Here is a 22,875-nt window from a genome sequence, read left to right as displayed (position 1 = left end):
ATTTTGTGATTCCTTTTTTATTTGAAAAACAATTGTATTTTTAAGCTATGCATAAGATTGTGATAATTGGTAACGGTTTTGATTTAGCTCATGGCTTAAAAACTTCTTATTCGGATTTCATAAAACATCTAATAAATGAATCAATCAATTATAACGAAGAAATTAGAGAGAATTTGATTGATGTTGGATATTTATTTTCTGAGAATCAAAGTTATGAGTTTATAAAAGAAAACTTCAGTGTGATTTCCCATTTTGGGAAAAGACCTATAGAGGGAAAAATTTGGTTTAAAAATAATTTATTAAGGAAGTTAATGGGGAGTTTTTTTGAGGCAAATTGGGTTGATATAGAGAGCTTTTATTTTAAACAATTATGTAATATAAAGATTGATGTGGATATTTTCAATTTTGAATTTGAAAATATAAAAAAATACTTAGAAAAATATCTTACTAAGGAAACTTCAAAAACTAGATACAAAATTAATAATGAGTTTGTCAAAATATTCTCTCAAAATACTAATTCAATAATTTTTGTAAATTTTAATTATACCAATACTTTACAACACTATATAGATCATTTGGAAATTGATGGAAGTGAGACAATTGTCCATATTCACGGTGAGTTAAACTCTTCTGAAAATCCAATTGTTTTTGGTTATGGAGATGACTCATCTCATGAATATGATTTGATCTTAAGAAATGAGAATAATGGGTTTTTACGTAATTTAAAAAGACAACAATATAAATTGGCGGGCGCTTATGATAAGTTAAGGGATTTTATGGCTTCTCAACCGGATTTTGAAATATTTTGTGTGGGTCATTCATTGGGTTTATCAGATAGAACTCTCTTGCATGAAATTTTAGATAATGTGAAAGCAACAAAGATTAATTTATTGTACCATGAAGATCGTGAGGGATATAGATTTTTAAGTGATAATATTATCAGAATTGTTGGAAGGCGAACCCTAAATAATAAGGTAGTTAATTTTCCAAATTCAATAAAAATGCCTCAGACTAGTTAATTAATTTTTTTAAATCTAAGAATGCCAAATTCAAAAAAAATAGGTCTTTTTTTAGGCCCATTATTATTTTTATTAGCCATTAATCTACCTTTCGAACTAGTTTCACAAAAAGGTGACATAGTTATTGGCGCCGCTTTATGGATGGTCACTTGGTGGATAACAGAAACCGTATCAATTTCAGTAACAGCACTATTACCATTAATATTATTTCCATTGTTTAAAATAATGCCAATGGCTGAAGTTGGAGCTAATTATGGGAGCCCCATTATCTTTCTATTTTTTGGTGGTTTTGTATTAGCACTCGCCTTAGAAAAAGTAAATCTACACAAACGTATTGCACTTAATATTATAAAACTTACTGGTACAACACCCAACAAAGTTGTCTTAGGTTTTATGATTGCAACTGGTTTAATGAGTATGTGGATAAGTAATACTGCTAGTACTGTGGTGATGTTGCCCATAGCACTATCTGTAATCCGATTATTAATTGATGACGAAGACGGTTTTACAAAAGATGATCAAAATTTTGCACTGGCTGTAATGCTCGGTATAGCTTTTTCTGCAAATGCAGGAGGTATTGCGACCGTTATCGGTACACCACCAAATTCAGTTTTAATAGGCTTTTTAGAAAATGAATACAACTTAGAAATCTCCTTTTTAAGATGGATGACAATTGGTTTGCCATTTTCTATAGTAATGATCACTATTGTTTATTTAGTATTGGTAAAATGGATGTATCCTAATAGAAATTTGCAATTCAAAGCGTCTAGAGATGTTATTGATAGTGAATTACAAAAATTAGGAAAACTTACTGCTAAAGAAAAGCAAGTACTAGTGATTTTTGGAATAACAGTTTTTTTATGGATTTTCAGAACATTGATTAATAAATTATTACCAGATTTAAAATTATCAGATACCATTATCAGCATGGTAGCTGCAGTATCTATTTTTGCAATTCCTTTTAGTTTTAAAAGAGGAGAATTTATCTTGCAATGGAAAGACACAGAAAAACTAGCCTGGGGAATTTTAATACTTTTTGGCGGAGGTTTAGCGCTTGCAAAAGGCATGTCTGCAAGTGGTATAGTTGACGTGGTATCTAACGCCATAGCCTCAAGTGATATCAGTATATTATTAACTGCTTCGCTTTTGATTTTGTTAATGTTGTTTATGACTGAGTTAATGAGTAATGTGGCACTAGTTGCAGTTTTAGTACCTGTTGTAGCTGGTATAGCAATTGGCTTAGATATACCAATAATCCATTTATTAATTCCTGTTACCATTGCGAGTAGTTGTGCCTTTATGCTACCGATGGCAACACCACCAAATGCCATAGTCTTTGCCAGCGGCTATATTAAGGTTCATCAAATGGCAAGAGCTGGTGTTATCTTAAATTTAATTGCAGTTGCATTACTTATCTTATTATTCCAGTTTGTAATTCCTTTATTGTTCTAATGTTACTTCTAGCGATTCCGATTTAAATCGGAATTGCATTGAGAAGTTTTGTGTTATCAATTAAACCTTTTTAAAATGGGTTAGTCTTAGAACTGATAAACCAAAAAAATGAATTATGAAAACAAAAAGAATAATTTTAATGTTTGCAATGGCGGCCTTTTTATTTACTACTAAAGGTTTTGCTCAAAAGGAAAAAGTAAAAGTTGTAAAAAAGAATGGTAATACGACTGTTATTAAAAAAGGTGTTGATGCAGAAGGTAATAAAGGAGTTTCTGTAAAACGCAAAGAAGCTGATGGTGATGTAAAGAAGTTTAAAGGTGTTAATCAAGCAGATGGTGATAAATACCGCGCTGCTGGAGTAAACAAAGCTGATGGGACAAAAAAGCGTGCTGCTGGGGTTAATAAGGCTGATGGTACTAAAAAGAGAGCGACGGGAGTTAATAAGGCTGACGGAACAAAGAAGAGAGCTTATGGTATTAAAAAACCAGATGGAAGCAAAAAAATAGTAATTAAGAATGGTACTCCAAAAGGAGCTAAGAAAGCTCATAAAAAAGCAAAACGTACATTCAAAAAAGGGAAAAGAGCTGGAGGAAAAAGATTGTAGGAACTCATAGATAATTAGCTCATATTAAAAAGCATCTAAATTTTAAAATTCAGATGCTTTTTCTTTAACATTACATTAAGAAATAAAAAGTACATCTTTTTTTAACTTCGAGCGCTGTAACTTTATAGATAAAGTGCAGACTAACAAGAATATAAATTTGTACAAATGATTAAAAAATTAACTCAATTATTAATTGTGTTGGTTGTTTTTGGTTTTACAACCGACCTACAAGCGCAAAAAAGATCTAAAAAGAAAAAAAGAAAAGGAAAAACTGAAGCTTCAGCCCCTAAGCCAAAACCAAAAAAAGGAGCTATACAACCTTACAATAAGGTAATTACTAAAGATGCGAAAACAGACGATGGTCTTTTTAAAGTGCATCGTATTGATGATAAGTTTCTATATGAAATTCCTGATTCATTGTTAGAACGCGAAATGTTAATGGTTACCAGAATTGCTAAAACCGCAAATGGAATTGGTTTTGGTGGTGGTAAGGCAAATACTAAAGTATTACGCTGGCAAAAGAAAGGTAAAAAAATTGTACTTCGAGTAGTTTCTCATCAAGTAGTAGCGGCAGATTCTTTACCGGTACATGAAGCTGTTGTTAATTCTAATTTTGAACCTGTATTGTATACTTTCCCGATAAAGGCATTTAGTAAAGACTCCACATCCATCGTTATTGATATTTCTGAATTATTCAGTAAAGATGTAAAAGCTTTAGGGTTACCTCAGTTTAGAAGAAAACAATATAAAGTTTCAAGGTTAGAAGCCAATAAGTCGTTTATAGAAAGCATAAAAAGTTATCCCTTAAATATTGAAGCAAGGCATGTTAAGACCTATGCTGCAGGAGCACCTCCTTCTAATACTAGTACTGGGACTATTTCAGTTGAGATAAATAACTCCATGGTTTTATTACCTAAAGTTCCTATGAAAAGGAGGCTATTTGATGAGCGTGTTGGATGGTTTGCTCGTGGACAAGTAGATTATGGTGATGAAGCTCAAAAAAGTAAAACAATTCGCTATTTAGATAGGTGGAGATTAGAAGTGAAAAATGAGGATAAAGAAAAATTTAAACGTGGTGAATTAGTAGAGCCTAAAAAACAAATTGTTTATTATATAGATAGAGCTACTCCTAAAAAATGGCGCAAATATATCAAACAAGGTATAGAAGATTGGCAAGTAGCTTTTGAAGCTGCTGGTTTTAAAAATGCAATCATTGCAAAAGACCCTCCTACAAAAGAGGAAGACCCTGAGTGGAGTCCAGAAGATGTACGTTACTCTGTGGTGCGTTATCTAGCGTCACCTATACCAAATGCAAACGGACCTCACGTAAGTGATCCTCGTTCTGGGGAGATTTTAGAGTCAGATATTAACTGGTATCATAATGTGATGAGTTTGTTACGTAATTGGTTCTTTGTTCAGACGGCTGCTATAAACCCAGAAGCGCAAAAACCAGAATTTAAAGAAGAAGTAATGGGGCGTTTAATACGTTTTGTTTCTGCACACGAGGTTGGTCATACAATTGGTTTACCACACAATATGGGTAGTAGTGTAGCATATCCAGTAGATTCTTTACGTTCAGCTTCATTTACTCAAAAGTATGGTACAGCTCCTTCTATAATGGATTATGCTAGATTTAATTATGTAGCACAACCAGGAGATGATGGTGTGGCTTTAATGCCAAATATTGGTGTTTATGATAAGCATGCTATCCGTTGGGGATATCGCCCAATTTTAGATGCCGAAACTGATAAGGATGAAAAAAGAACTTTAAATAAATGGATTACTGATCATGCTAACGATCCAATGTATCGATTTGGACATCAGCAGGCTGGGCCAACTTACACTAGAGCAATTGACCCATCTTCACAAACGGAAGATTTAGGCGATGATGCAGTAAAAGCTGGCAATTATGGAATTAAAAATTTGAAAAGAATATTGCCAAATTTAGAAAATTGGATGACTGAAAATGGAGAGACTTATGAAAATGTACAAGCTACTTATAATACATTGCACTATCAATTTATGCTATATATGAGACATGCTTTAGCAAATGTAGGAGGTGTGTATCAGTATTATAAAACATCTGATCAAGATGGAGCTGTATATACACATGTAAATAAGAATCACCAGAAAAAGGCATTGCAATTTTTGATAAATGAATTATTTAAAACCCCAAATTGGATGGTTGATAAAGAACTATTTGCCAAGTTTCAATTTGATGGCGCTTTGCAGAAAGTTAGAGGAAATCAAGAAGCTGTACTCAACGGTCTTTTAGATCCTGGGAGGTTACAGAGAATGTCTGAAAATGAAACTTTAAATGGAAATGAAGCGTATACGTTAGTTTCTATGTTTAATGATTTAAGGAGAGGAGTTTGGTCAGAACTATATAACGGAAGTAGTATAGATACATACAGAAGAAACTTACAAAGAGTTTATCTAGATCGTTTAGATTTTTTATTAAACAAAGCAAAAAACCAGAGTGGTAGAAATGCTGGATATTTTAAAAGAAGTTCTGTAAATATTAATCATTCAGATATAAGAGCAGTAGTAAGAGCAGAATTACAATCTTTAAAAAAATCGATAAGAGCTTCTTTGGGTAATTCTGGAGGGATGAAGAGAATACATTTACAAGATGCGTTAGAAAGAATAGATACTATTCTTGATCCTAAATAAAATTTCATTCCGAGCTTGACAAAGAATTAAAAAAAGCCTCATCATTTTTTGATGAGGTTTTTATTTGTAACTTTTTTGGGTATTTATAGTCTGATAGTTATCAATGTATTCTATTCTCAAAAACAATAAAAGTAATTTTAAAGAGGATGAGCTTCAACAAGTAAGTTCATTACTAGCTGAGGTTAAAACCAATGAAGATTACCAAGACTTTTATACTGCCTTTAAGAAAACACAACTACCTTTTATTCCTTGCTATGAGAAGGGTGTAAAAAAGGTATATAAAGATTCTTTTAAGATATTGCATGAACTAGGGAAGATTTCTATTCCAGTTTCTGTAGCACTTTCTATGCATTATTACGTGTTAGCTTCCATGGCTTCATATCCGTTTTCTAAAAAAAGTAAAGAGTATTGGAAACGCGAAATGTTACTACAAAAGATTAATAAGGAACGATTGATTATTGCTAATACAGGCTCTGTAAGAACATTTAAAAATGTAGTTGGCGATAAAACAATTTTAATTAAACGAATAGGAGATAATTACCATGTTAATGGAGAGGCTCCATTTATGTCTTTGTCAGGAATAGCAGATTATATGGTATTTACTGCACCGTTACCAGATAATGATTCAGCTGAAAATGAAAAAGCTATCTTCTTTATACCAGCTAATAATGAGAACATTGAGTTTATTGATTCGGCTTTTAGTGAAGCTATGGAAGGTTCTTTTACCAAATCAGTTCGGTTTAATAATGTTAAAGTAGGTGACGGAAACGTAATCAAACTGGATAATGCAGAAGATGAGCGTTGCGAAATATTGGTATATCAACGTTCTTGGTTTCAAGGATTAGTACCAGCACCATATTTAGGTGCTTCTCTTAGAGTTTTAGAAGAATTAAATGCGTTTAGTGAACAAAGGATTAAGAATGGTAAAAAATTGTCTGAATCTGAAAGCTTTTTAGAAAGCATTGGCGAATTAAACTTACACTATAAAACTGCTTTGCAATTGTGCGATAATGCTGCACAAAAATTAACTGATTTTAAAAAAGATGATGATAAGGCATTAGAACAGTTATTCGAAGCTACCGTTTTAGCTAAATACCACGCTACACATTTTTCAGAGACTATTGTTAGCAAGGCTCGGCACCTAATGGGTACTATTTTTTTAGCACCTAATACTATTACAAGTAAGATTTACAAAGAAATAGTTTTTGGGGTACTACAGCCTATGGCAGATGCAGATATTAAAAAGTATTTTAGTAATAAGATTTAATGCTTTAGTATAAACTCCATATATACAGGTAAATGATCTGAAGCCTCACCAAATTCGTTTAGAACTTTTCCGTTTATATATTCAATGGTGTTTTTTGTGTAAAAAATATAATCTATTCTTTTATAAGGATCTTTAGTGTCGAAAGTATTTGTAATGTTATTTGCATCAAAAGCGGCATTACCAACTTCAGACATTTCAAAAAGCTTATTAATTACAGCTTCGCCATCTCTTGCTTGACTATTAAAATCACCTAATAAAATAGTGGGATATTGTTTAGCATGTTCATTAAACAAATCTAAAACATAATCAAACTGTTTAACACGAGTAGGTTTATCATAAGCTTCTAGGTGTACATTAATAATTACAATAGTTTTATTTTCTATAACTGTCTTAGTCACTTGTGCTAAACGTTCTAGATATAATGCGTCTCTATAAAAAGGTGAATCTTCTACACGCTCTAAAACAATACGTTCATGATCTTGTAATGGAAACTTCGAAATAATTGATTGACCCGAAAGCATTTTTCCAAAATGCATAGACGGTGGCCAATAGGGGAATGGCACGTAAGTTTCATCCCAGTTTACGGCTTCAGCTACGTAGTTGTATCCTAGTTTAGCTAGTTCATTTTGTTGGTTTACTTTGTAAGATCTTGTCGAAGTATAATCTATTTCTTGAAAAGCAATGATGTCTGCATCTACTTTTTCAAAAAGGTCTTTTACTTTTTTTAGGTTGTTATCAAATAACGATTTTGGTTTTGCAACGGCACGGTTATTGGTCATCCCGCTAAGGTATCCTATATTATAGGTAACAATACTATAAATAGAATCGTTATCTATTTTTTGATCGTAATTATTAGTGATTAATTTGTTATACTCATTTTCAGAAAAGTTTGGTGAAGAAGCCCAGAAGAAGAAAATGGTGCTAGCAATTAGTAATAAGAGTATTAGAAATAAAAGGAATTTAAAAATACGTTTCATATAGGCTAAAATACATTTTAAAATTAAAATATTGAAAATTACATGGGTTATATAAAATTTCTTATTAATTTTGCAGCCCAATTTAAAAACAAATAGATAGAATATATGGAAGGAGGTGCTAACAGATGTTAATTATTCCAGTAAAAGATGGTGAAAATATCGACAGAGCGTTAAAACGTTTTAAAAGAAAATTCGATAGAACTAAAACAATGAAGCAGTTACGTGAGCGTAAGCACTTTACGAAGCCTTCTGTAAACAAGCGTAAACAATTACAAAAAGCACAGTATGTGCAAGGTTTACGAACTAGTGAAGAATAAATAAAGTTTTCCGCTTGTGCGAAAATCTTTCTAAGATATTACCGTTAGTATTTATTAACTACAATTTGTAGTTTTGTTTTTACTAACGGTTTTTTTATGCCTTTAAAATCTTTTATAGATTACCTTTCTTTAGAGAAAAAATACTCACCTCATACCGTTAAGGCGTATCAAGATGACCTAATAGTTTTTCAATCTTTTTGTAAAGATAATTTTGAAGATGATAATTTAGTAGATGTTAATTATTCGCAAATTAGATCTTGGATTGTCGATTTAGTTGATCAAGGAAAAAGTAACAGAACCATCAATAGAAAAGTAAGTTCACTAAAATCATTCTATAAGTTCTTATTAAAAACCAAACAGATTTCTGAAACCCCTTTAATAAAGCATAAAGCATTTAAGGTTTCAAAACGTTTACAAGTTCCTTTTACTCAAATCGAAATTACCGAAGTCATTACTAATTTAGAAGCAAGCAATGATTTTGAATCATTAAGAAATAAATTAATTGTAGAGCTATTTTATTCTACAGGTATGCGTCGATCAGAACTTATTAATTTAAAAATAAGTGATGTTGATTTTTCTAATAAGACGGTTAAAGTTTTAGGTAAAAGAAATAAAGAAAGGTATATACCTTTATTAAAATCTGTACAAGAAACCTTGCAATTATATATAGAAGTAAGAAAGGAATTTGAGAAGGATAATGAGCACCTTTTATTTATTACCAAAAAGGGAAATAAAATATATGGAACACTTGTCTATCGAATAATAAATACCTATTTTAGTACAGTCTCTTCTAAAGTGAAGAAAAGTCCGCATGTAATTCGGCATTCTTTCGCCACACATTTATTAAATGAAGGGGCTGATTTAAATTCTGTAAAAGAATTATTAGGTCACTCAAGTTTAGCTTCAACTCAGGTTTATACAAATAATAGCTTGAGTGAATTAAAAAAAGTGTATAACCGAGCTCACCCTAGGAGCTCTAAAAACTAAACGCCTATGAGAGTACATGTTCAATCAGTAAATTTTAATGTAGATAAAGGGTTAAAAGAGTTTATAGAAACTAAAGTAGATAACCTAGAAAAATTTTATGATAGAATAATTGATGCTGAAGTTTATTTAAAAGTTCAGAACACAAGTGAAAAAGAAAATAAAATTGCCGAAATTAAATTAAATGTACCAGGTGATGAGCTTATTGTTAAAAAGCAATGTAAGTCTTTTGAAGAATCGATAGATTTAGCTACCGAAGCTTTACGTAGACAGCTGCGAAGAAAGAAAGAAAAACAGCGCGCTCATTACACCTAAAATTTCCTAAAAATAAACATAAAAAGTTTTGTAGAAAAAATAAAACTTTATACATTTGCAAACCGTTAGAAAAAGCGGTTTGTTTTTTTGTGGAAAAAAGCGAACAAAAAGCCGATATAGCTCAGCTGGCTAGAGCAGCTGATTTGTAATCAGCAGGTCGTGGGTTCGAGTCCCTCTATCGGCTCAAAATAAACAAAAGTTTACAAAAAGTAAACAAAGTTCTTTGAAGAAAATAGTGTTGGGGAGATACCAAAGCGGCCAACTGGGGCGGACTGTAACTCCGCTGTCTTTCGACTTCGTAGGTTCGAATCCTGCTCTCCCCACATAATTTTAAAATGAAAATTATCAACTCAGAAATTTAAATTTTCTGAATAATATGCGAGAGTAGCTCAGTTGGTAGAGCGTCAGCCTTCCAAGCTGAATGTCGCCGGTTCGAACCCGGTCTCTCGCTCTAAGTTATTCCTGTGAAGACAGGAATCTTTTCCTGTAAAAGAGACTAAACACTTTACGCCGGTGTAGCTCAGGGGTAGAGCGTTTCCTTGGTAAGGAAGAGGTCACGGGTTCAAATCCCGTCATTGGCTCAAAGAAAAACAAGAATAAATACTAAATATATATAACTAAGATTTTAAATTAAATAATCATGGCAAAAGAAACTTTTGATCGTTCCAAACCACACTTAAATATTGGTACTATTGGACACGTTGACCACGGTAAAACTACTTTAACAGCTGCAATTACTAAAGTATTAGCAGATAAAGGTCTTTCTGAAGTAAGAGATTTCGATCAAATCGATAACGCTCCAGAAGAAAAAGAAAGAGGTATTACAATTAATACGTCTCACGTAGAGTATCAAACTGCTAACCGTCACTATGCACACGTTGACTGTCCTGGTCACGCCGATTATGTGAAGAACATGGTAACTGGTGCTGCTCAAATGGATGGTGCTATCTTAGTAGTTGCTGCTACAGATGGTCCAATGCCTCAAACTCGTGAGCATATCTTATTAGGTCGTCAGGTAGGGATTCCTCGTATCGTTGTTTTCTTAAACAAAGTTGATATGGTAGATGACGAAGAATTATTAGAACTTGTTGATATGGAAGTAAGAGAATTACTTTCTTTCTATGAGTATGATGGTGATAATGGCCCTGTAATTCAAGGTTCTGCTTTAGGTGGATTAAACGGTGAAGCTAAATGGGTTGATTCTATTATGGAATTAATGGATGCAGTAGATAGCTGGATCGAAGAGCCTGTTCGTGAAGTAGAAAAAGATTTCTTAATGCCAATCGAAGATGTATTCTCAATTACTGGTCGTGGTACTGTTGCAACAGGTAGAATTGAAACTGGTGTTGCTAATACAGGTGACTCAGTAGATATAATCGGTATGGGAGCTGAAAAATTAACTTCTACTATTACAGGAGTTGAGATGTTCCGTAAAATATTAGATAGAGGTGAAGCTGGTGATAATGTTGGTATCTTATTAAGAGGTATTGAAAAAACTGATATCAAAAGAGGTATGGTAATCTGTAAGCCAGGTTCTGTAACTCCACACGATAAATTCAAAGCTGAGGTTTATATCCTTAAAAAAGAAGAAGGTGGTCGTCACACACCATTCCATAACAACTACCGTCCACAATTCTACGTAAGAACAACTGACGTAACAGGTACTATTAATTTACCTGATGGAGTTGAAATGGTAATGCCAGGTGATAACTTAACTATTACTGTAGACTTACACCAACCAATCGCAATGAATGTTGGTTTACGTTTCGCTATCCGTGAAGGTGGTAGAACTGTAGGTGCAGGTCAGGTGACTGAAATTTTATAAGACACCTAATTTTTAGTTAAATATATTATAGGATAGGTGCTTCTTTGAAAAGAGAAGCACCTAATATTCTATACGGGTGTAGCTCATTTCGAGTAAAATTGAAAGGTAGTGCAAACCCAAAATTACGGGTTTAGCTCAGTTGGTAGAGCACTGGTCTCCAAAACCAGGTGTCGGGAGTTCGAGTCTCTCAACCCGTGCAAAAAAAGATGAATAATGGGTATTGTTAATTATATAAAAGATTCTTTTAAAGAACTAAATACACAAGTAAGTTGGTTACCAATGTCAGAAGCGCAAAAGTCTACAGTAGTAGTTGCAATTTTTTCTGTATTGTTTGCTTTAGCTGTATTTGCTGTAGATAAAGTTTTTCAATTGGGGCTTGAGCAATATTTTAACCTATTTTAATTCAAAAAAATGATTATGACTGATTCTGTTAAGAAATGGTATGTAGTGAGAGCTATAGGTGGTCAAGAAAATAAAGTAAAGACCTATATCGAGAACGAAGTTGCTCGTTTAGGTTTAGATTCTTATGTAGACCAAGTATTGGTACCAACAGAAAAGGTTATACAAATCCGTAATGGTAAGAAAATAAATAAAGAACGTGTTTATTTTCCTGGTTATATTATGATAGAGGCTAATCTTAGTGGTGAATTACCTCACGTAATTAAGTCGGTTACTGGCGTAATCGGATTTTTAGGTGAAACCAAAGGTGGTGATCCTGTACCATTACGTAAATCTGAAGTAAATAGAATGTTAGGTAAGGTAGACGAATTGGCTGTACAAAGTGAAAATATAGCTATACCTTATATAATAGGAGAGACAGTAAAAGTTATTGATGGTCCGTTTAACGGATTTGATGGTACTATAGAAAAGATAAACGAAGAAAAGCGTAAGCTTGAGGTAATGGTTAAGATTTTCGGAAGAAAAACACCATTAGAATTAAGCTATATGCAAGTAGAGAAAATTTCATAAATGTTACATATTTGATTTTCGTAATAGCTTCCAACATTTACGAGATCATAACGCTAAAGTTTAAAAAATGGCAAAAGAAGTTAGTAAGGTTGTAAAATTACAAGTTCGTGGAGGTGCTGCTAATCCTTCGCCACCTGTTGGACCTGCTTTAGGTGCTGCCGGAGTTAATATTATGGAGTTCTGTAAGCAATTTAATGCTAGAACTCAAGATAAAATGGGTAAAGTTTTACCTGTTGTCATTACAGTATTTAATGACAAGTCTTTTGATTTTGTTGTAAAAACTCCACCAGCAGCTGTTCAGATTTTAGAAGCAGCTAAAACGAAAAAAGGTTCTGGTGAACCTAATCGTAAAAAAGTTGCTACTGTAACTTGGGATCAGCTTCGTACAATTGCAGAAGATAAAATGGTAGATTTAAATGCATTTACAGTAGAATCTGCAATGAAAATGATGGCTGGTACAGCTCGTTCAATGGGAATAAAAGTAAAAGGAAACGCTCCTGTTTAAACTTTATAATTTTATAGAAGATGGCGAAAATAACTAAAAAGCAAAAAGAAGCTAAAGCTAAGGTAGAAGCTAATAAGGCTTATACTTTAACTGAGGCATCTGCTTTGGTAAAAGAAGTAACAAACGTAAAGTTTGATGCGTCTGTAGATCTAGCTGTAAGATTAGGAGTTGATCCTAGAAAAGCTGATCAAATGGTACGTGGTGTTGTAACATTGCCACATGGTACTGGTAAAGATGTTAAGGTGTTAGCCTTAGTTACTCCTGATAAGGAAGCAGAAGCTAAAGAAGCTGGAGCTGATTATGTAGGTTTAGATGAATACCTCGCAAAAATTAAAGGAGGTTGGACAGATGTTGACGTAATAGTAACTATGCCAAGTGTAATGGGTAAATTAGGTCCTTTAGGTAGAGTTTTAGGCCCTAGAGGTTTAATGCCTAACCCAAAAACTGGTACAGTAACTATGGACGTTGCCAAGGCTGTTAAAGATGTAAAAGGAGGTAAGATTGATTTTAAAGTTGATAAGACAGGAATCATTCATGCTGCTATAGGCAAATCATCTTTTGATGCTGATAAAATTGCAGGTAATGCTAATGAATTGTTACAAACAATTTTAAAATTAAAGCCAAATACTGCAAAAGGAACCTATGTAAAAAGTATCTATATGTCTAGTACAATGAGTCCTAGTATAGAGATAGACGAAAAATCGTTAGTTTAAGCAAGTTAAATTTTAATTATGACTAGAGAAGAAAAATCGCAAGTAATAGACAATTTAACAAGCCAATTAGCTGACAGTAGTACTATCTATCTTGCAGATATCTCAGGATTAGATGCTATGAGTACTTCTAATTTACGTAGAGCTTGTTTTAAAGCAAACGTTAAATTGGCAGTTGTTAAAAACACATTGCTTTCTAAAGCAATGGAAAAATCTGATAAAGACTTTGGTGAATTACCAGAAACATTAAAAGGTAATACTTCTATAATGATTTCTGAAACGGGTAATGCGCCTGCGAAAGTTATAAAAGAATTCCGTAAAAAATCTGACAGACCAGTTCTTAAAGGAGCTTATATTGAAGAGTCTATCTATGTTGGTGATGATCAATTAGATGCTTTAGTAAATATTAAATCTAAAGAAGAATTAATAGGTGAGATTATTACAATCTTACAATCACCTGCTAAGAATGTTATTTCTGCATTACAATCGGGTGGTGGTAAATTGTCTGGAATTTTAAAGACATTATCAGAAAAATAAAATAAACACACATTATAAACTAAATACAAAAATTTAAAACAATAGAAAATGGCAGAGTTAAAAGATTTCGCAGAACAATTGGTTAACTTAACTGTAAAAGAAGTTAATGAATTAGCAGATATTTTAAAAGAAGAATACGGTATAGAGCCTGCTGCAGCTGCAGTAGCTGTTGCTGGTCCTGCAGCTGGTGGTGGAGACGCTGCTGGTGGAGATGAGCAAACTGAATTCGACGTAATATTAACTGCAGCTGGTGGTTCAAAATTAGCTGTTGTAAAATTAGTTAAAGAATTAACTGGTTTAGGTCTTAAAGAAGCTAAAGGTATCGTAGATAGTGCACCAGCTGCAGTAAAAGAAGGTGTTTCTAAAGACGAAGCTGAAGGTCTTAAAAAATCTTTAGAAGAAGCTGGAGCTGAAGTTGAGCTTAAGTAAGCTCTTTTTAGCTTAAACAACTAAGGTTTAGGTCTTTTGGGCGATTTCCCAAAATGACCTAAACCATTTTGCGTATATATTCGCTCTTATAATTTAATAGGTTTTTTTAATTAAAATTTTCTCCATTGTCAACAACAAAAAGTACCGAAAGAGTAAACTTCGCATCAGCAAAATTAATTACTGATTATCCAGATTTTTTAGATATTCAAGTAAAATCATTTCAAGATTTCTTCCAATTAGAAACCAAGGCTGATGAGAGAGGTGATGAAGGATTATTTAAAACATTTTCCGACAATTTTCCAATAACTGACACTAGAAACCAATTTGTATTAGAGTTTTTAGACTACTTTGTTGATCCACCAAGATATTCAATTCAAGAATGTATCGAGAGAGGGTTAACATATAGCGTACCGTTAAAGGCACGTTTAAAATTATACTGTACTGACCCAGAACACGAAGACTTTGAAACAATTGTACAAGATGTGTATTTAGGTGTAATTCCTTACATGACACATAGTGGTACATTTGTAATTAATGGTGCTGAGCGAGTAGTTGTATCTCAATTACACCGTTCACCAGGGGTTTTCTTTGGTCAATCTTTCCATGCAAATGGTACTAAATTATACTCTGCAAGAGTAATTCCTTTTAAAGGATCTTGGATAGAATTTGCAACAGATATCAATAGCGTTATGTACGCATATATTGATAGAAAGAAAAAATTACCTGTTACTACATTATTTAGAGCAATTGGTTTTGAGCGCGATAAAGATATTCTTGAAATATTTGATTTAGCAGATGAGGTAAAAGTCTCTAAATCAGGTCTTAAAAGAGTGTTGGGACGTAAGTTAGCTGCGAGAGTATTAAAAACTTGGCATGAAGATTTTGTTGATGAGGATACTGGTGAGGTAGTGTCAATTGAACGTAATGAGATCATTTTAGATCGTGATACTATTCTTGAGAAAGAGCATGTAGAGGAGATTTTAGAAGCTGGTTCTAAAACAATTTTATTACACAAAGAGGATGGTAACATGGGTGACTATGCAATCATTCATAATACATTACAAAAAGATCCTACTAACTCAGAAAAAGAGGCTGTAGAACATATTTATCGTCAGTTACGTAATGCTGAACCGCCAGATTATGATACTGCGAAAGGTATTATCAATAAATTATTCTTTTCTGAACAACGATACAATCTAGGAGAAGTTGGTCGTTACAGAATGAATAAAAAGTTAGAACTCGATATTGATATTGAACAAAAAGTACTAACTAAAGAAGATATTATCACAATCATCAAAAACTTAATTAAGTTAGTGAATTCTAAAGCTGAAGTTGATGATATCGATCACTTATCTAACCGTCGTGTTAGAACAGTTGGTGAACAGTTAGCTGGTCAATTTGGTGTTGGTTTATCTCGTATGGCTCGTACAATTCGCGAAAGAATGAACGTGCGTGATAATGAGGTATTTACACCTATAGATTTGATTAATGCTAAGACATTATCTTCTGTTATTAACTCATTCTTTGGTACCAATCAGTTATCTCAATTTATGGATCAAACCAATCCATTAGCTGAGATTACTCACAAACGTAGACTATCTGCCTTAGGGCCTGGAGGTTTATCAAGAGAAAGAGCAGGTTTCGAGGTACGTGACGTTCACTATACACATTATGGTCGTTTATGTCCAATCGAAACTCCTGAGGGACCAAACATTGGTTTAATTTCTTCACTTTCAGTATATGCTAAAGTGAATAATTTAGGATTTATCGAAACTCCTTATCGAGAAGTTGAAGACGGTAAAGTTGATGTTAAAAAAGAACCAATCTATTTAAGTGCTGAAGAGGAAGAAGGCAAGAAAATTGCCCAATCTAATTTAGATTTAGATAGTAATGGAAATATTACTTTAGACAAAGTTGTAGCTCGTGAAGAGGGTGACTTCCCATTAGTGACTCCTAATGATGTTGATTATATGGATGTATCTCCAAATCAGATTTCATCTATTTCTGCATCTTTGATTCCTTTCTTAGAGCATGATGATGCCAATCGTGCATTGATGGGATCTAACATGATGCGTCAGGCAGTTCCATTAATGAGACCAGAATCGCCAATTGTTGGTACTGGATTAGAACGTAGGGTAGCTACAGATTCTAGAATTTTGATAAATGCAGAAGGTAATGGCGTTGTAGAATATGTTGATTCTGATAAAATTACAATTAGATACGATCGTACTGATGAGCAGAAGCTTGTAAGTTTTGATGAAGATGATAGGACTTACGAATTGATTAAGTTTAGAAAAACGAATCAAGGTACTTCTATCAACTTACATCCAATTGTTCAAAAAGGTGATAAAGTTAAGAAAGGACAAGTTCTTTGTGAAGGATATGCTACTGAAAAAGGTGAATTAGCCTTAGGTAGAAATATGAAAGTGGCATTTATGCCTTGGAAAGGATATAACTTTGAGGACGCAATTGTAATTTCTGAAAGAGTAGTTCGCGAAGATGTATTTACATCAATTCATATTGATGAATACTCATTAGATGTTCGAGATACTAAACTAGGTGCTGAAGAATTAACAGCAGATATTCCTAATGTATCAGAAGAAGCAACTAAAGACCTTGATGAGAATGGTATGATTCGTATTGGAGCTGAAGTAAAACCTGGTGATATCCTTATCGGAAAGATCACTCCAAAAGGTGAATCAGATCCTACTCCAGAAGAAAAATTATTGCGTGCCATCTTTGGTGATAATGCAGGTGATGTTAAAGATGCTTCTTTAAAAGCTTCTCCATCATTAAAAGGTGTAGTAATTGACAAGAAATTGTTTAAAAGAACAATTAAAGATAAGGCTAAACGTAGTAAAGATAAAGAGGAATTAGAAAGATTAGAAGCAGAATTTACTGTTAAATTCAATAATCTTAAAGATCGTTTAGTTGAGAAATTATTTGCACTTGTAAATGGTAAAACAGCTCAAGGTATTCAAAATGATTTAGGTGAAGAGATCTTACCAAAAGGTAAGAAGTTTACACTTAAAATGTTAAATGCTGTTAATGATTTTGAACATTTAACTAAAGGTACTTGGACCACTGACAAAAATATCAATAAATTGATTAGTGAGTTGATCCATAATTATAAGATCAAGGTAAGTGATTTACAAGGTTCTTTACGTCGTGAGAAGTTTACTATAACTGTTGGTGATGAATTACCAGCTGGTATTGTAAAACTTGCTAAAGTTTATATTGCTAAAAAACGTAAGTTAAAAGTTGGTGATAAGATGGCAGGACGTCACGGTAATAAAGGTATTGTTGCTCGTATTGTTAGAGCAGAAGATATGCCTTTCTTAGAAGATGGAACTCCAGTAGATATCGTATTGAATCCGCTAGGTGTACCATCGCGTATGAATATTGGTCAGATTTATGAAACTGTTCTTGGTTGGGCAGGTCAAAAATTAGATCAAAAGTATGCTACGCCAATTTTTGATGGTGCTTCAATCGATGAGATTACAGCATTAACTAATGAAGCTGGTGTTCCAGAATTTGGTCATACTTATTTATATGATGGTGGAACTGGGGAACGCTTTGATCAACCTGCTACAGTAGGTGTAATCTATATGATTAAGCTAGGGCATATGATCGAAGATAAAATGCACGCACGTTCTATTGGTCCTTACTCATTAATTACACAACAACCATTGGGTGGTAAAGCACAGTTTGGTGGTCAACGTTTTGGTGAAATGGAGGTTTGGGCACTTGAAGCATACGGTGCATCAAGTACACTAAGAGAAATCTTAACTGTTAAATCTGATGATGTATTAGGTAGAGCTAAGACATACGAAAGTATTGTTAAAGGTGAACCAATGCCAGAACCAGGATTACCAGAATCATTTAATGTATTAATGCACGAGTTAAAAGGACTTGGCTTAGACGTTAGATTAGAAGAATAATAATTTAAAGCAGCAAGCATTAGTTGCTTGTTGCTTTTACCATATACATTTTTACATTTTAATTCGATTGCATATATCATGGCAAAACAAAGAGAAAAGTACACTGTAAAAAAATTTAATAAAATATCAATTGGTTTGGCGTCACCAGAATCTATTTTAGAAAAATCTAGAGGTGAAGTTTTAAAACCAGAAACGATCAATTATCGTACACATAAGCCAGAAAGAGATGGTTTATTTTGTGAGCGTATTTTTGGTCCTATAAAAGATTACGAATGTGCTTGTGGTAAGTACAAACGTATTCGTTATAAAGGAATTATCTGTGACCGTTGTGGAGTAGAAGTTACTGAAAAGAAAGTGCGTAGAGATAGAGTAGGGCACATTAACTTAGTAGTTCCTGTTGCACATATCTGGTATTTTAGGTCATTACCTAACAAGATGGGTTACCTTTTAGGATTGCCTTCTAAGAAGTTAGATATGATTATTTACTACGAACGTTATGTAGTAATTCAACCAGCTGGAGCAACAAATGCTGAAGGTGAGCCATTACAAAAAATGGATTTCCTTACGGAAGAAGAATATTTAGATATTCTTGAGACATTCCCAGTAGAAAATCAATATTTAGAAGATTCAGATCCAAACAAATTCATCGCTAAAATGGGTGCTGAATGTTTGATTGAATTATTGAATCGTATTGATTTAGATGAGTTATCGTATGAGTTAAGACACAAAGCGAATACCGAGACTTCTAAGCAACGTAAAATGGAAGCATTAAAACGTTTAAACGTTGTAGAAGCTTTCCGTGACGCAAATAAAAATAGAGAAAACAAGCCAGCGTGGATGATTATGAAGGTTGTACCAGTTACACCTCCAGAATTACGTCCATTAGTACCATTAGATGGTGGTCGTTTTGCCACTTCAGATTTAAATGATTTATATCGTAGAGTAATTATCCGTAATAATCGTTTAAAAAGATTAATGGAGATCAAAGCTCCTGAAGTAATTTTACGTAACGAAAAACGGATGTTACAAGAATCTGTAGATTCATTATTTGATAACACACGTAAATCATCAGCAGTAAAAACGGAGTCTAATAGACCTTTAAAATCATTATCTGATTCATTAAAAGGTAAACAAGGGCGTTTTCGTCAGAACTTATTAGGTAAACGTGTTGATTATTCTGCACGTTCGGTAATTGTTGTTGGTCCAGAATTAAAATTATACGAATGTGGATTGCCAAAAGATATGGCAGCAGAATTATACAAGCCTTTTGTAATTCGTAAATTAATCGAAAGAGGTATTGTAAAAACTGTAAAATCTGCGAAGAAAATTATAGATAAGCGTGAGCCAGTAGTATGGGATATTTTAGAAAATGTTCTTAAAGGACATCCTGTATTACTAAACCGTGCTCCTACGCTTCACCGTTTAGGTATTCAAGCGTTTCAACCCAAGTTAATTGAAGGTAAAGCTATTCAATTACACCCATTAGTATGTACAGCATTTAATGCGGATTTCGATGGTGACCAGATGGCAGTTCACTTACCATTAGGGCCAGAAGCAATACTTGAAGCTCAATTATTAATGTTAGCTTCTCATAGTATTTTGAATCCTGCTAACGGTTCACCAATTACAGTACCATCTCAAGATATGGTTCTTGGTTTATATTATATGACTAAAGAGCGTAAGTCTACAAAAGAGCACAAAGTAAAAGGTGAGGGAACAACTTTTTATTCTCCTGAAGAGGTAACAATTGCTTTTAATGAAAAACAAGTTGATCTAAATGCAGGTATAAAAGTCCGTACTAAAGACTTTAATGAAGAAGGTGAATTAACTACTCAAATAATTGAAACTACAGTTGGTAGAGTATTATTTAATGAGGTAGTTCCTGAAGAAGCTGGTTATATCAATGAAGTATTAACTAAGAAATCATTGAGAGATATTATTGGTGATATTTTAAAAGCTACTGATGTACCGTCAACTGGTAAATTCTTAGATGCTATTAAAGGGATGGGGTATAAGTTCGCATTCCAAGGTGGTTTATCATTTAGTTTAGGAGATATTATTATTCCTGAAGAGAAGTACAAGATGATTGATGCTGCTAACGAGCAAGTTGACACTATCATTGCGAGTTATAACATGGGTATGTTGACGAACAAAGAACGTTACAATCAGGTAATTGATATTTGGGGATCAACAAACAACAAGTTAACTGAGCTTTCTATGAAGCGTTTACGCGAAGATCAGCAAGGTTTCAACTCAGTGTATATGATGCTAGATTCTGGTGCAAGGGGTTCTAAAGAACAGATTCGTCAGTTAACAGGTATGCGTGGTTTAATGGCTAAGCCTAAAAAATCTACTGCAGGTGGTGGAGAAATTATTGAGAATCCAATTCTTTCTAACTTTAAAGAAGGGCTATCAATTCTTGAATACTTTATATCTACACACGGTGCTCGTAAAGGTCTAGCCGATACAGCGTTAAAAACAGCCGATGCAGGTTATTTAACACGTCGTTTAGTAGATGTATCTCAAGATGTGATTATTAATGAAGAAGATTGTGGTACGTTACGAGGATTAGATATAACTCCATTAAAGAAAAACGAAGAAATTGTTGAAACTTTAGGAGAAAGAGTGTTTGGTAGAGTTGCTCTAGAAGATGTTTATGATCCTATCACTCAAGAATTAGTAGTTTCTGCAGGTGAAGAAATAGATGAAGATGCTGTTAAAAGAGTGAATAAATCATCTTTAGAATCATTAGAAGTTCGTTCTGCATTAACTTGTGAGTCTGATAGAGGTATTTGTGCCAAATGTTACGGTCATAGTTTATCAACTAGAAAGAAAGTTCAAATTGGAGAGGCAGTTGGTGTTATTGCAGCACAATCAATTGGTGAGCCTGGTACTCAGTTAACACTTCGTACTTTCCATGTAGGTGGTATTGCAGGAAATATTTCAGAAGAAAATTCATTAACTGCTAAGTTCGATGGTAAAATCGAAATTGATGACCTACGTACTGTAGAGGGCCTAGATAATGATGGAAACAAAGTTGATATTGTAATTTCAAGAACTTCTGAAATTAAGATTGTTGATAAGAACACAGGTATTACATTAAGTACTAATAATATTCCTTATGGTTCTCATATTGCTATAAAAGGCGCTAGAACCATCAAGAAAGGTGATGTTATTTGTAAATGGGATCCATATAATGGTGTAATCGTTTCAGAATTTGAAGGTAAAGTTACTTTCGAAAATATTGAACAAGGTGTTACATATCAAGTTGAGATTGATGAGCAAACTGGTTTCCAAGAAAAAGTAATTTCTGAATCTAAAAATAAGAAGGTAGTACCAACTTTAATTATCGAAGATAAAAAAGGTGAAGTTTTACGCTCTTATAGTTTACCAGTTGGTGCTCACTTAATGGTTGAAGAAGATGAAAAGATTGAAGCAGGTAAGATCTTAGTAAAGATACCACGTAAATCTGGCAAGGCAGGTGATATTACGGGTGGTTTACCACGTGTTACCGAATTGTTTGAAGCTCGTGATCCTTCTAATCCAGCAGTAACTTCAGAAATTGATGGTGTTGTGTCATTTGGTAAAATAAAAAGAGGTAACCGTGAAATCATCGTTGAATCTAAATTAGGAGATATTAAGAAGTACTTAGTTAAACTTTCTAATCAGATTCTAGTTCAAGAAAATGACTTTATCAAGGCTGGTATGCCTTTATCTGATGGTGCAATTACTCCGTCAGATATCTTAAATATTAAAGGCCCGTCAGCAGTACAAGAATACTTAGTGAATGAAATTCAAGAGGTATATCGTCTACAAGGGGTGAAAATTAATGATAAGCACTTTGAAGTTGTAGTACGCCAGATGATGCGTAAAGTGAAGATTGTTGATTCAGGTGATACTATTTTCTTAGAAAGCCAATTAATTCATAAAAATGACTTTATGGAAGTAAATGATGCTATTTACGGAATGAAGGTTGTTGAAGAACCTGGTGATTCAGAAAACCTTAAAGCTGGTCAGATCATTTCTGCTCGTAAGCTAAGAGATGAAAATTCTGTATTACGAAGAGCAGATAAAGCGTTAGTAGAAGCTAGAGATGCTGTTCCTGCTACAGCAGAACCAATCTTGCAAGGTATTACAAGAGCATCTTTACAGACTAAATCGTTTATCTCTGCAGCATCTTTCCAAGAGACTACAAAAGTATTAAACCAAGCTGCTGTAAGTGGTAAAGTTGATTATTTAGAAGGCCTTAAAGAAAATGTAATTGTTGGTAAGAAAATTCCGGCAGGTACAGGTATGCGTTTTTATGATCACTTAATTGTTGGTTCTAAAGAAGAGATTGAAGCAAACTAGA

18 protein-coding genes and 5 tRNA genes are annotated in these 22,875 nt (G+C 33.4%); 22 read left to right on the top strand and 1 reads right to left on the bottom strand.

Annotated elements, in window-relative coordinates:
* Nucleotides 1–47 precede the first annotated feature (47 nt).
* From AC3IF2_RS08110 to AC3IF2_RS08090, 5 genes are all read left to right on the top strand, one after another.
* Nucleotides 48–1,019, top strand: a complete 972-nt coding sequence (locus AC3IF2_RS08110; RefSeq protein WP_489166569.1) for an AbiH family protein — start codon at nt 48–50, stop codon at nt 1,017–1,019.
* A gap of 21 nt (nt 1,020–1,040) precedes the next feature.
* Nucleotides 1,041–2,471 carry an SLC13 family permease gene (locus AC3IF2_RS08105; RefSeq protein WP_489166568.1) on the top strand — a complete coding sequence of 477 codons (1,431 nt, stop codon included), beginning with the start codon at nt 1,041–1,043 and terminating at the stop codon, nt 2,469–2,471.
* 115 nt (nt 2,472–2,586) lie between these two features.
* On the top strand, nt 2,587–3,075 hold the full coding sequence (locus AC3IF2_RS08100) for a hypothetical protein (RefSeq protein WP_489166567.1): 489 nt from the start codon (nt 2,587–2,589) through the stop codon (nt 3,073–3,075).
* Between the two features lie 165 nt (nt 3,076–3,240).
* Nucleotides 3,241–5,748 carry a zinc-dependent metalloprotease gene (locus tag AC3IF2_RS08095; RefSeq protein WP_489166566.1) on the top strand — a complete coding sequence of 836 codons (2,508 nt, stop codon included), beginning with the start codon at nt 3,241–3,243 and terminating at the stop codon, nt 5,746–5,748.
* 103 nt (nt 5,749–5,851) lie between these two features.
* On the top strand, nt 5,852–7,015 hold the full coding sequence (locus tag AC3IF2_RS08090) for an acyl-CoA dehydrogenase family protein (RefSeq protein ID WP_489166565.1): 1,164 nt from the start codon (nt 5,852–5,854) through the stop codon (nt 7,013–7,015).
* On the opposite strand, the gene AC3IF2_RS08085 is transcribed toward AC3IF2_RS08090, so the two are convergent.
* Nucleotides 7,012–7,992 carry an endonuclease/exonuclease/phosphatase family protein gene (locus AC3IF2_RS08085; RefSeq protein WP_489166564.1) on the bottom strand — a complete coding sequence of 327 codons (981 nt, stop codon included), beginning with the start codon at nt 7,990–7,992 and terminating at the stop codon, nt 7,012–7,014. The genes AC3IF2_RS08090 and AC3IF2_RS08085 overlap by 4 nt on opposite strands.
* 125 nt (nt 7,993–8,117) lie before the next feature.
* On the opposite strand from AC3IF2_RS08085, the gene rpsU reads away from it, so the two are divergent.
* The 17 genes from rpsU to rpoC all read left to right on the top strand — a co-directional run bounded on the left by rpsU (nt 8,118) and on the right by rpoC (nt 22,874).
* Complete coding sequence (rpsU, locus tag AC3IF2_RS08080; protein ID WP_489166563.1) at nt 8,118–8,309, top strand: 30S ribosomal protein S21; 192 nt, start codon at nt 8,118–8,120, stop codon at nt 8,307–8,309.
* Nucleotides 8,310–8,405: 96 nt separating this feature from the next.
* The gene (locus tag AC3IF2_RS08075) at nt 8,406–9,296 is read left to right on the top strand and encodes a phage lytic cycle repressor MrpR family protein (protein ID WP_489166562.1); all 891 of its coding nucleotides are present in this window, start codon (nt 8,406–8,408) and stop codon (nt 9,294–9,296) included.
* Nucleotides 9,297–9,302: 6 nt separating this feature from the next.
* The gene (gene hpf / locus AC3IF2_RS08070) at nt 9,303–9,608 is read left to right on the top strand and encodes a ribosome hibernation-promoting factor, HPF/YfiA family (protein WP_489166561.1); all 306 of its coding nucleotides are present in this window, start codon (nt 9,303–9,305) and stop codon (nt 9,606–9,608) included.
* Between the two features lie 110 nt (nt 9,609–9,718).
* Nucleotides 9,719–9,792, top strand: a tRNA-Thr gene (locus AC3IF2_RS08065).
* Nucleotides 9,793–9,848: 56 nt separating this feature from the next.
* Nucleotides 9,849–9,931 (top strand) — tRNA-Tyr (locus AC3IF2_RS08060).
* Nucleotides 9,932–9,986: 55 nt separating this feature from the next.
* Nucleotides 9,987–10,059 (top strand) — tRNA-Gly (locus AC3IF2_RS08055).
* Between the two features lie 58 nt (nt 10,060–10,117).
* Nucleotides 10,118–10,189 (top strand) — tRNA-Thr (locus tag AC3IF2_RS08050).
* A gap of 59 nt (nt 10,190–10,248) precedes the next feature.
* On the top strand, nt 10,249–11,433 hold the full coding sequence (gene tuf / locus AC3IF2_RS08045) for an elongation factor Tu (RefSeq protein ID WP_489166560.1): 1,185 nt from the start codon (nt 10,249–10,251) through the stop codon (nt 11,431–11,433).
* 124 nt (nt 11,434–11,557) lie between these two features.
* Nucleotides 11,558–11,630: transfer RNA gene (locus tag AC3IF2_RS08040), tRNA-Trp, on the top strand.
* 16 nt (nt 11,631–11,646) lie between these two features.
* Complete coding sequence (gene secE, locus AC3IF2_RS08035; RefSeq protein ID WP_489166559.1) at nt 11,647–11,835, top strand: preprotein translocase subunit SecE; 189 nt, start codon at nt 11,647–11,649, stop codon at nt 11,833–11,835.
* Between the two features lie 15 nt (nt 11,836–11,850).
* Nucleotides 11,851–12,402, top strand: a complete 552-nt coding sequence (gene nusG / locus AC3IF2_RS08030) for a transcription termination/antitermination protein NusG (protein ID WP_489166558.1) — start codon at nt 11,851–11,853, stop codon at nt 12,400–12,402.
* 67 nt (nt 12,403–12,469) lie between these two features.
* Nucleotides 12,470–12,907 (top strand): 50S ribosomal protein L11, encoded by a 438-nt coding sequence (gene rplK, locus AC3IF2_RS08025; protein ID WP_489166557.1) that lies wholly within the window; start codon nt 12,470–12,472, stop codon nt 12,905–12,907.
* Nucleotides 12,908–12,927: 20 nt separating this feature from the next.
* Nucleotides 12,928–13,620, top strand: coding sequence for a 50S ribosomal protein L1 (gene rplA / locus AC3IF2_RS08020; protein WP_489166556.1), 693 nt, complete (start codon nt 12,928–12,930; stop codon nt 13,618–13,620).
* Nucleotides 13,621–13,638: 18 nt separating this feature from the next.
* Nucleotides 13,639–14,154, top strand: coding sequence for a 50S ribosomal protein L10 (rplJ, locus tag AC3IF2_RS08015; protein WP_489166555.1), 516 nt, complete (start codon nt 13,639–13,641; stop codon nt 14,152–14,154).
* Between the two features lie 48 nt (nt 14,155–14,202).
* Nucleotides 14,203–14,583, top strand: a complete 381-nt coding sequence (rplL, locus tag AC3IF2_RS08010) for a 50S ribosomal protein L7/L12 (protein WP_480198335.1) — start codon at nt 14,203–14,205, stop codon at nt 14,581–14,583.
* 125 nt (nt 14,584–14,708) lie between these two features.
* The gene (rpoB, locus tag AC3IF2_RS08005; protein ID WP_489166554.1) at nt 14,709–18,524 is read left to right on the top strand and encodes a DNA-directed RNA polymerase subunit beta; all 3,816 of its coding nucleotides are present in this window, start codon (nt 14,709–14,711) and stop codon (nt 18,522–18,524) included.
* A gap of 78 nt (nt 18,525–18,602) precedes the next feature.
* Nucleotides 18,603–22,874, top strand: coding sequence for a DNA-directed RNA polymerase subunit beta' (gene rpoC, locus AC3IF2_RS08000; protein ID WP_489166553.1), 4,272 nt, complete (start codon nt 18,603–18,605; stop codon nt 22,872–22,874).
* Nucleotide 22,875: the final 1 nt, after the last annotated feature.

It is taken from the genome of Maritimimonas rapanae (assembly GCF_057837205.1).
Note: the sequence above shows the minus strand (reverse complement) of the source record. Positions and strands in the feature narration are given on the sequence as shown.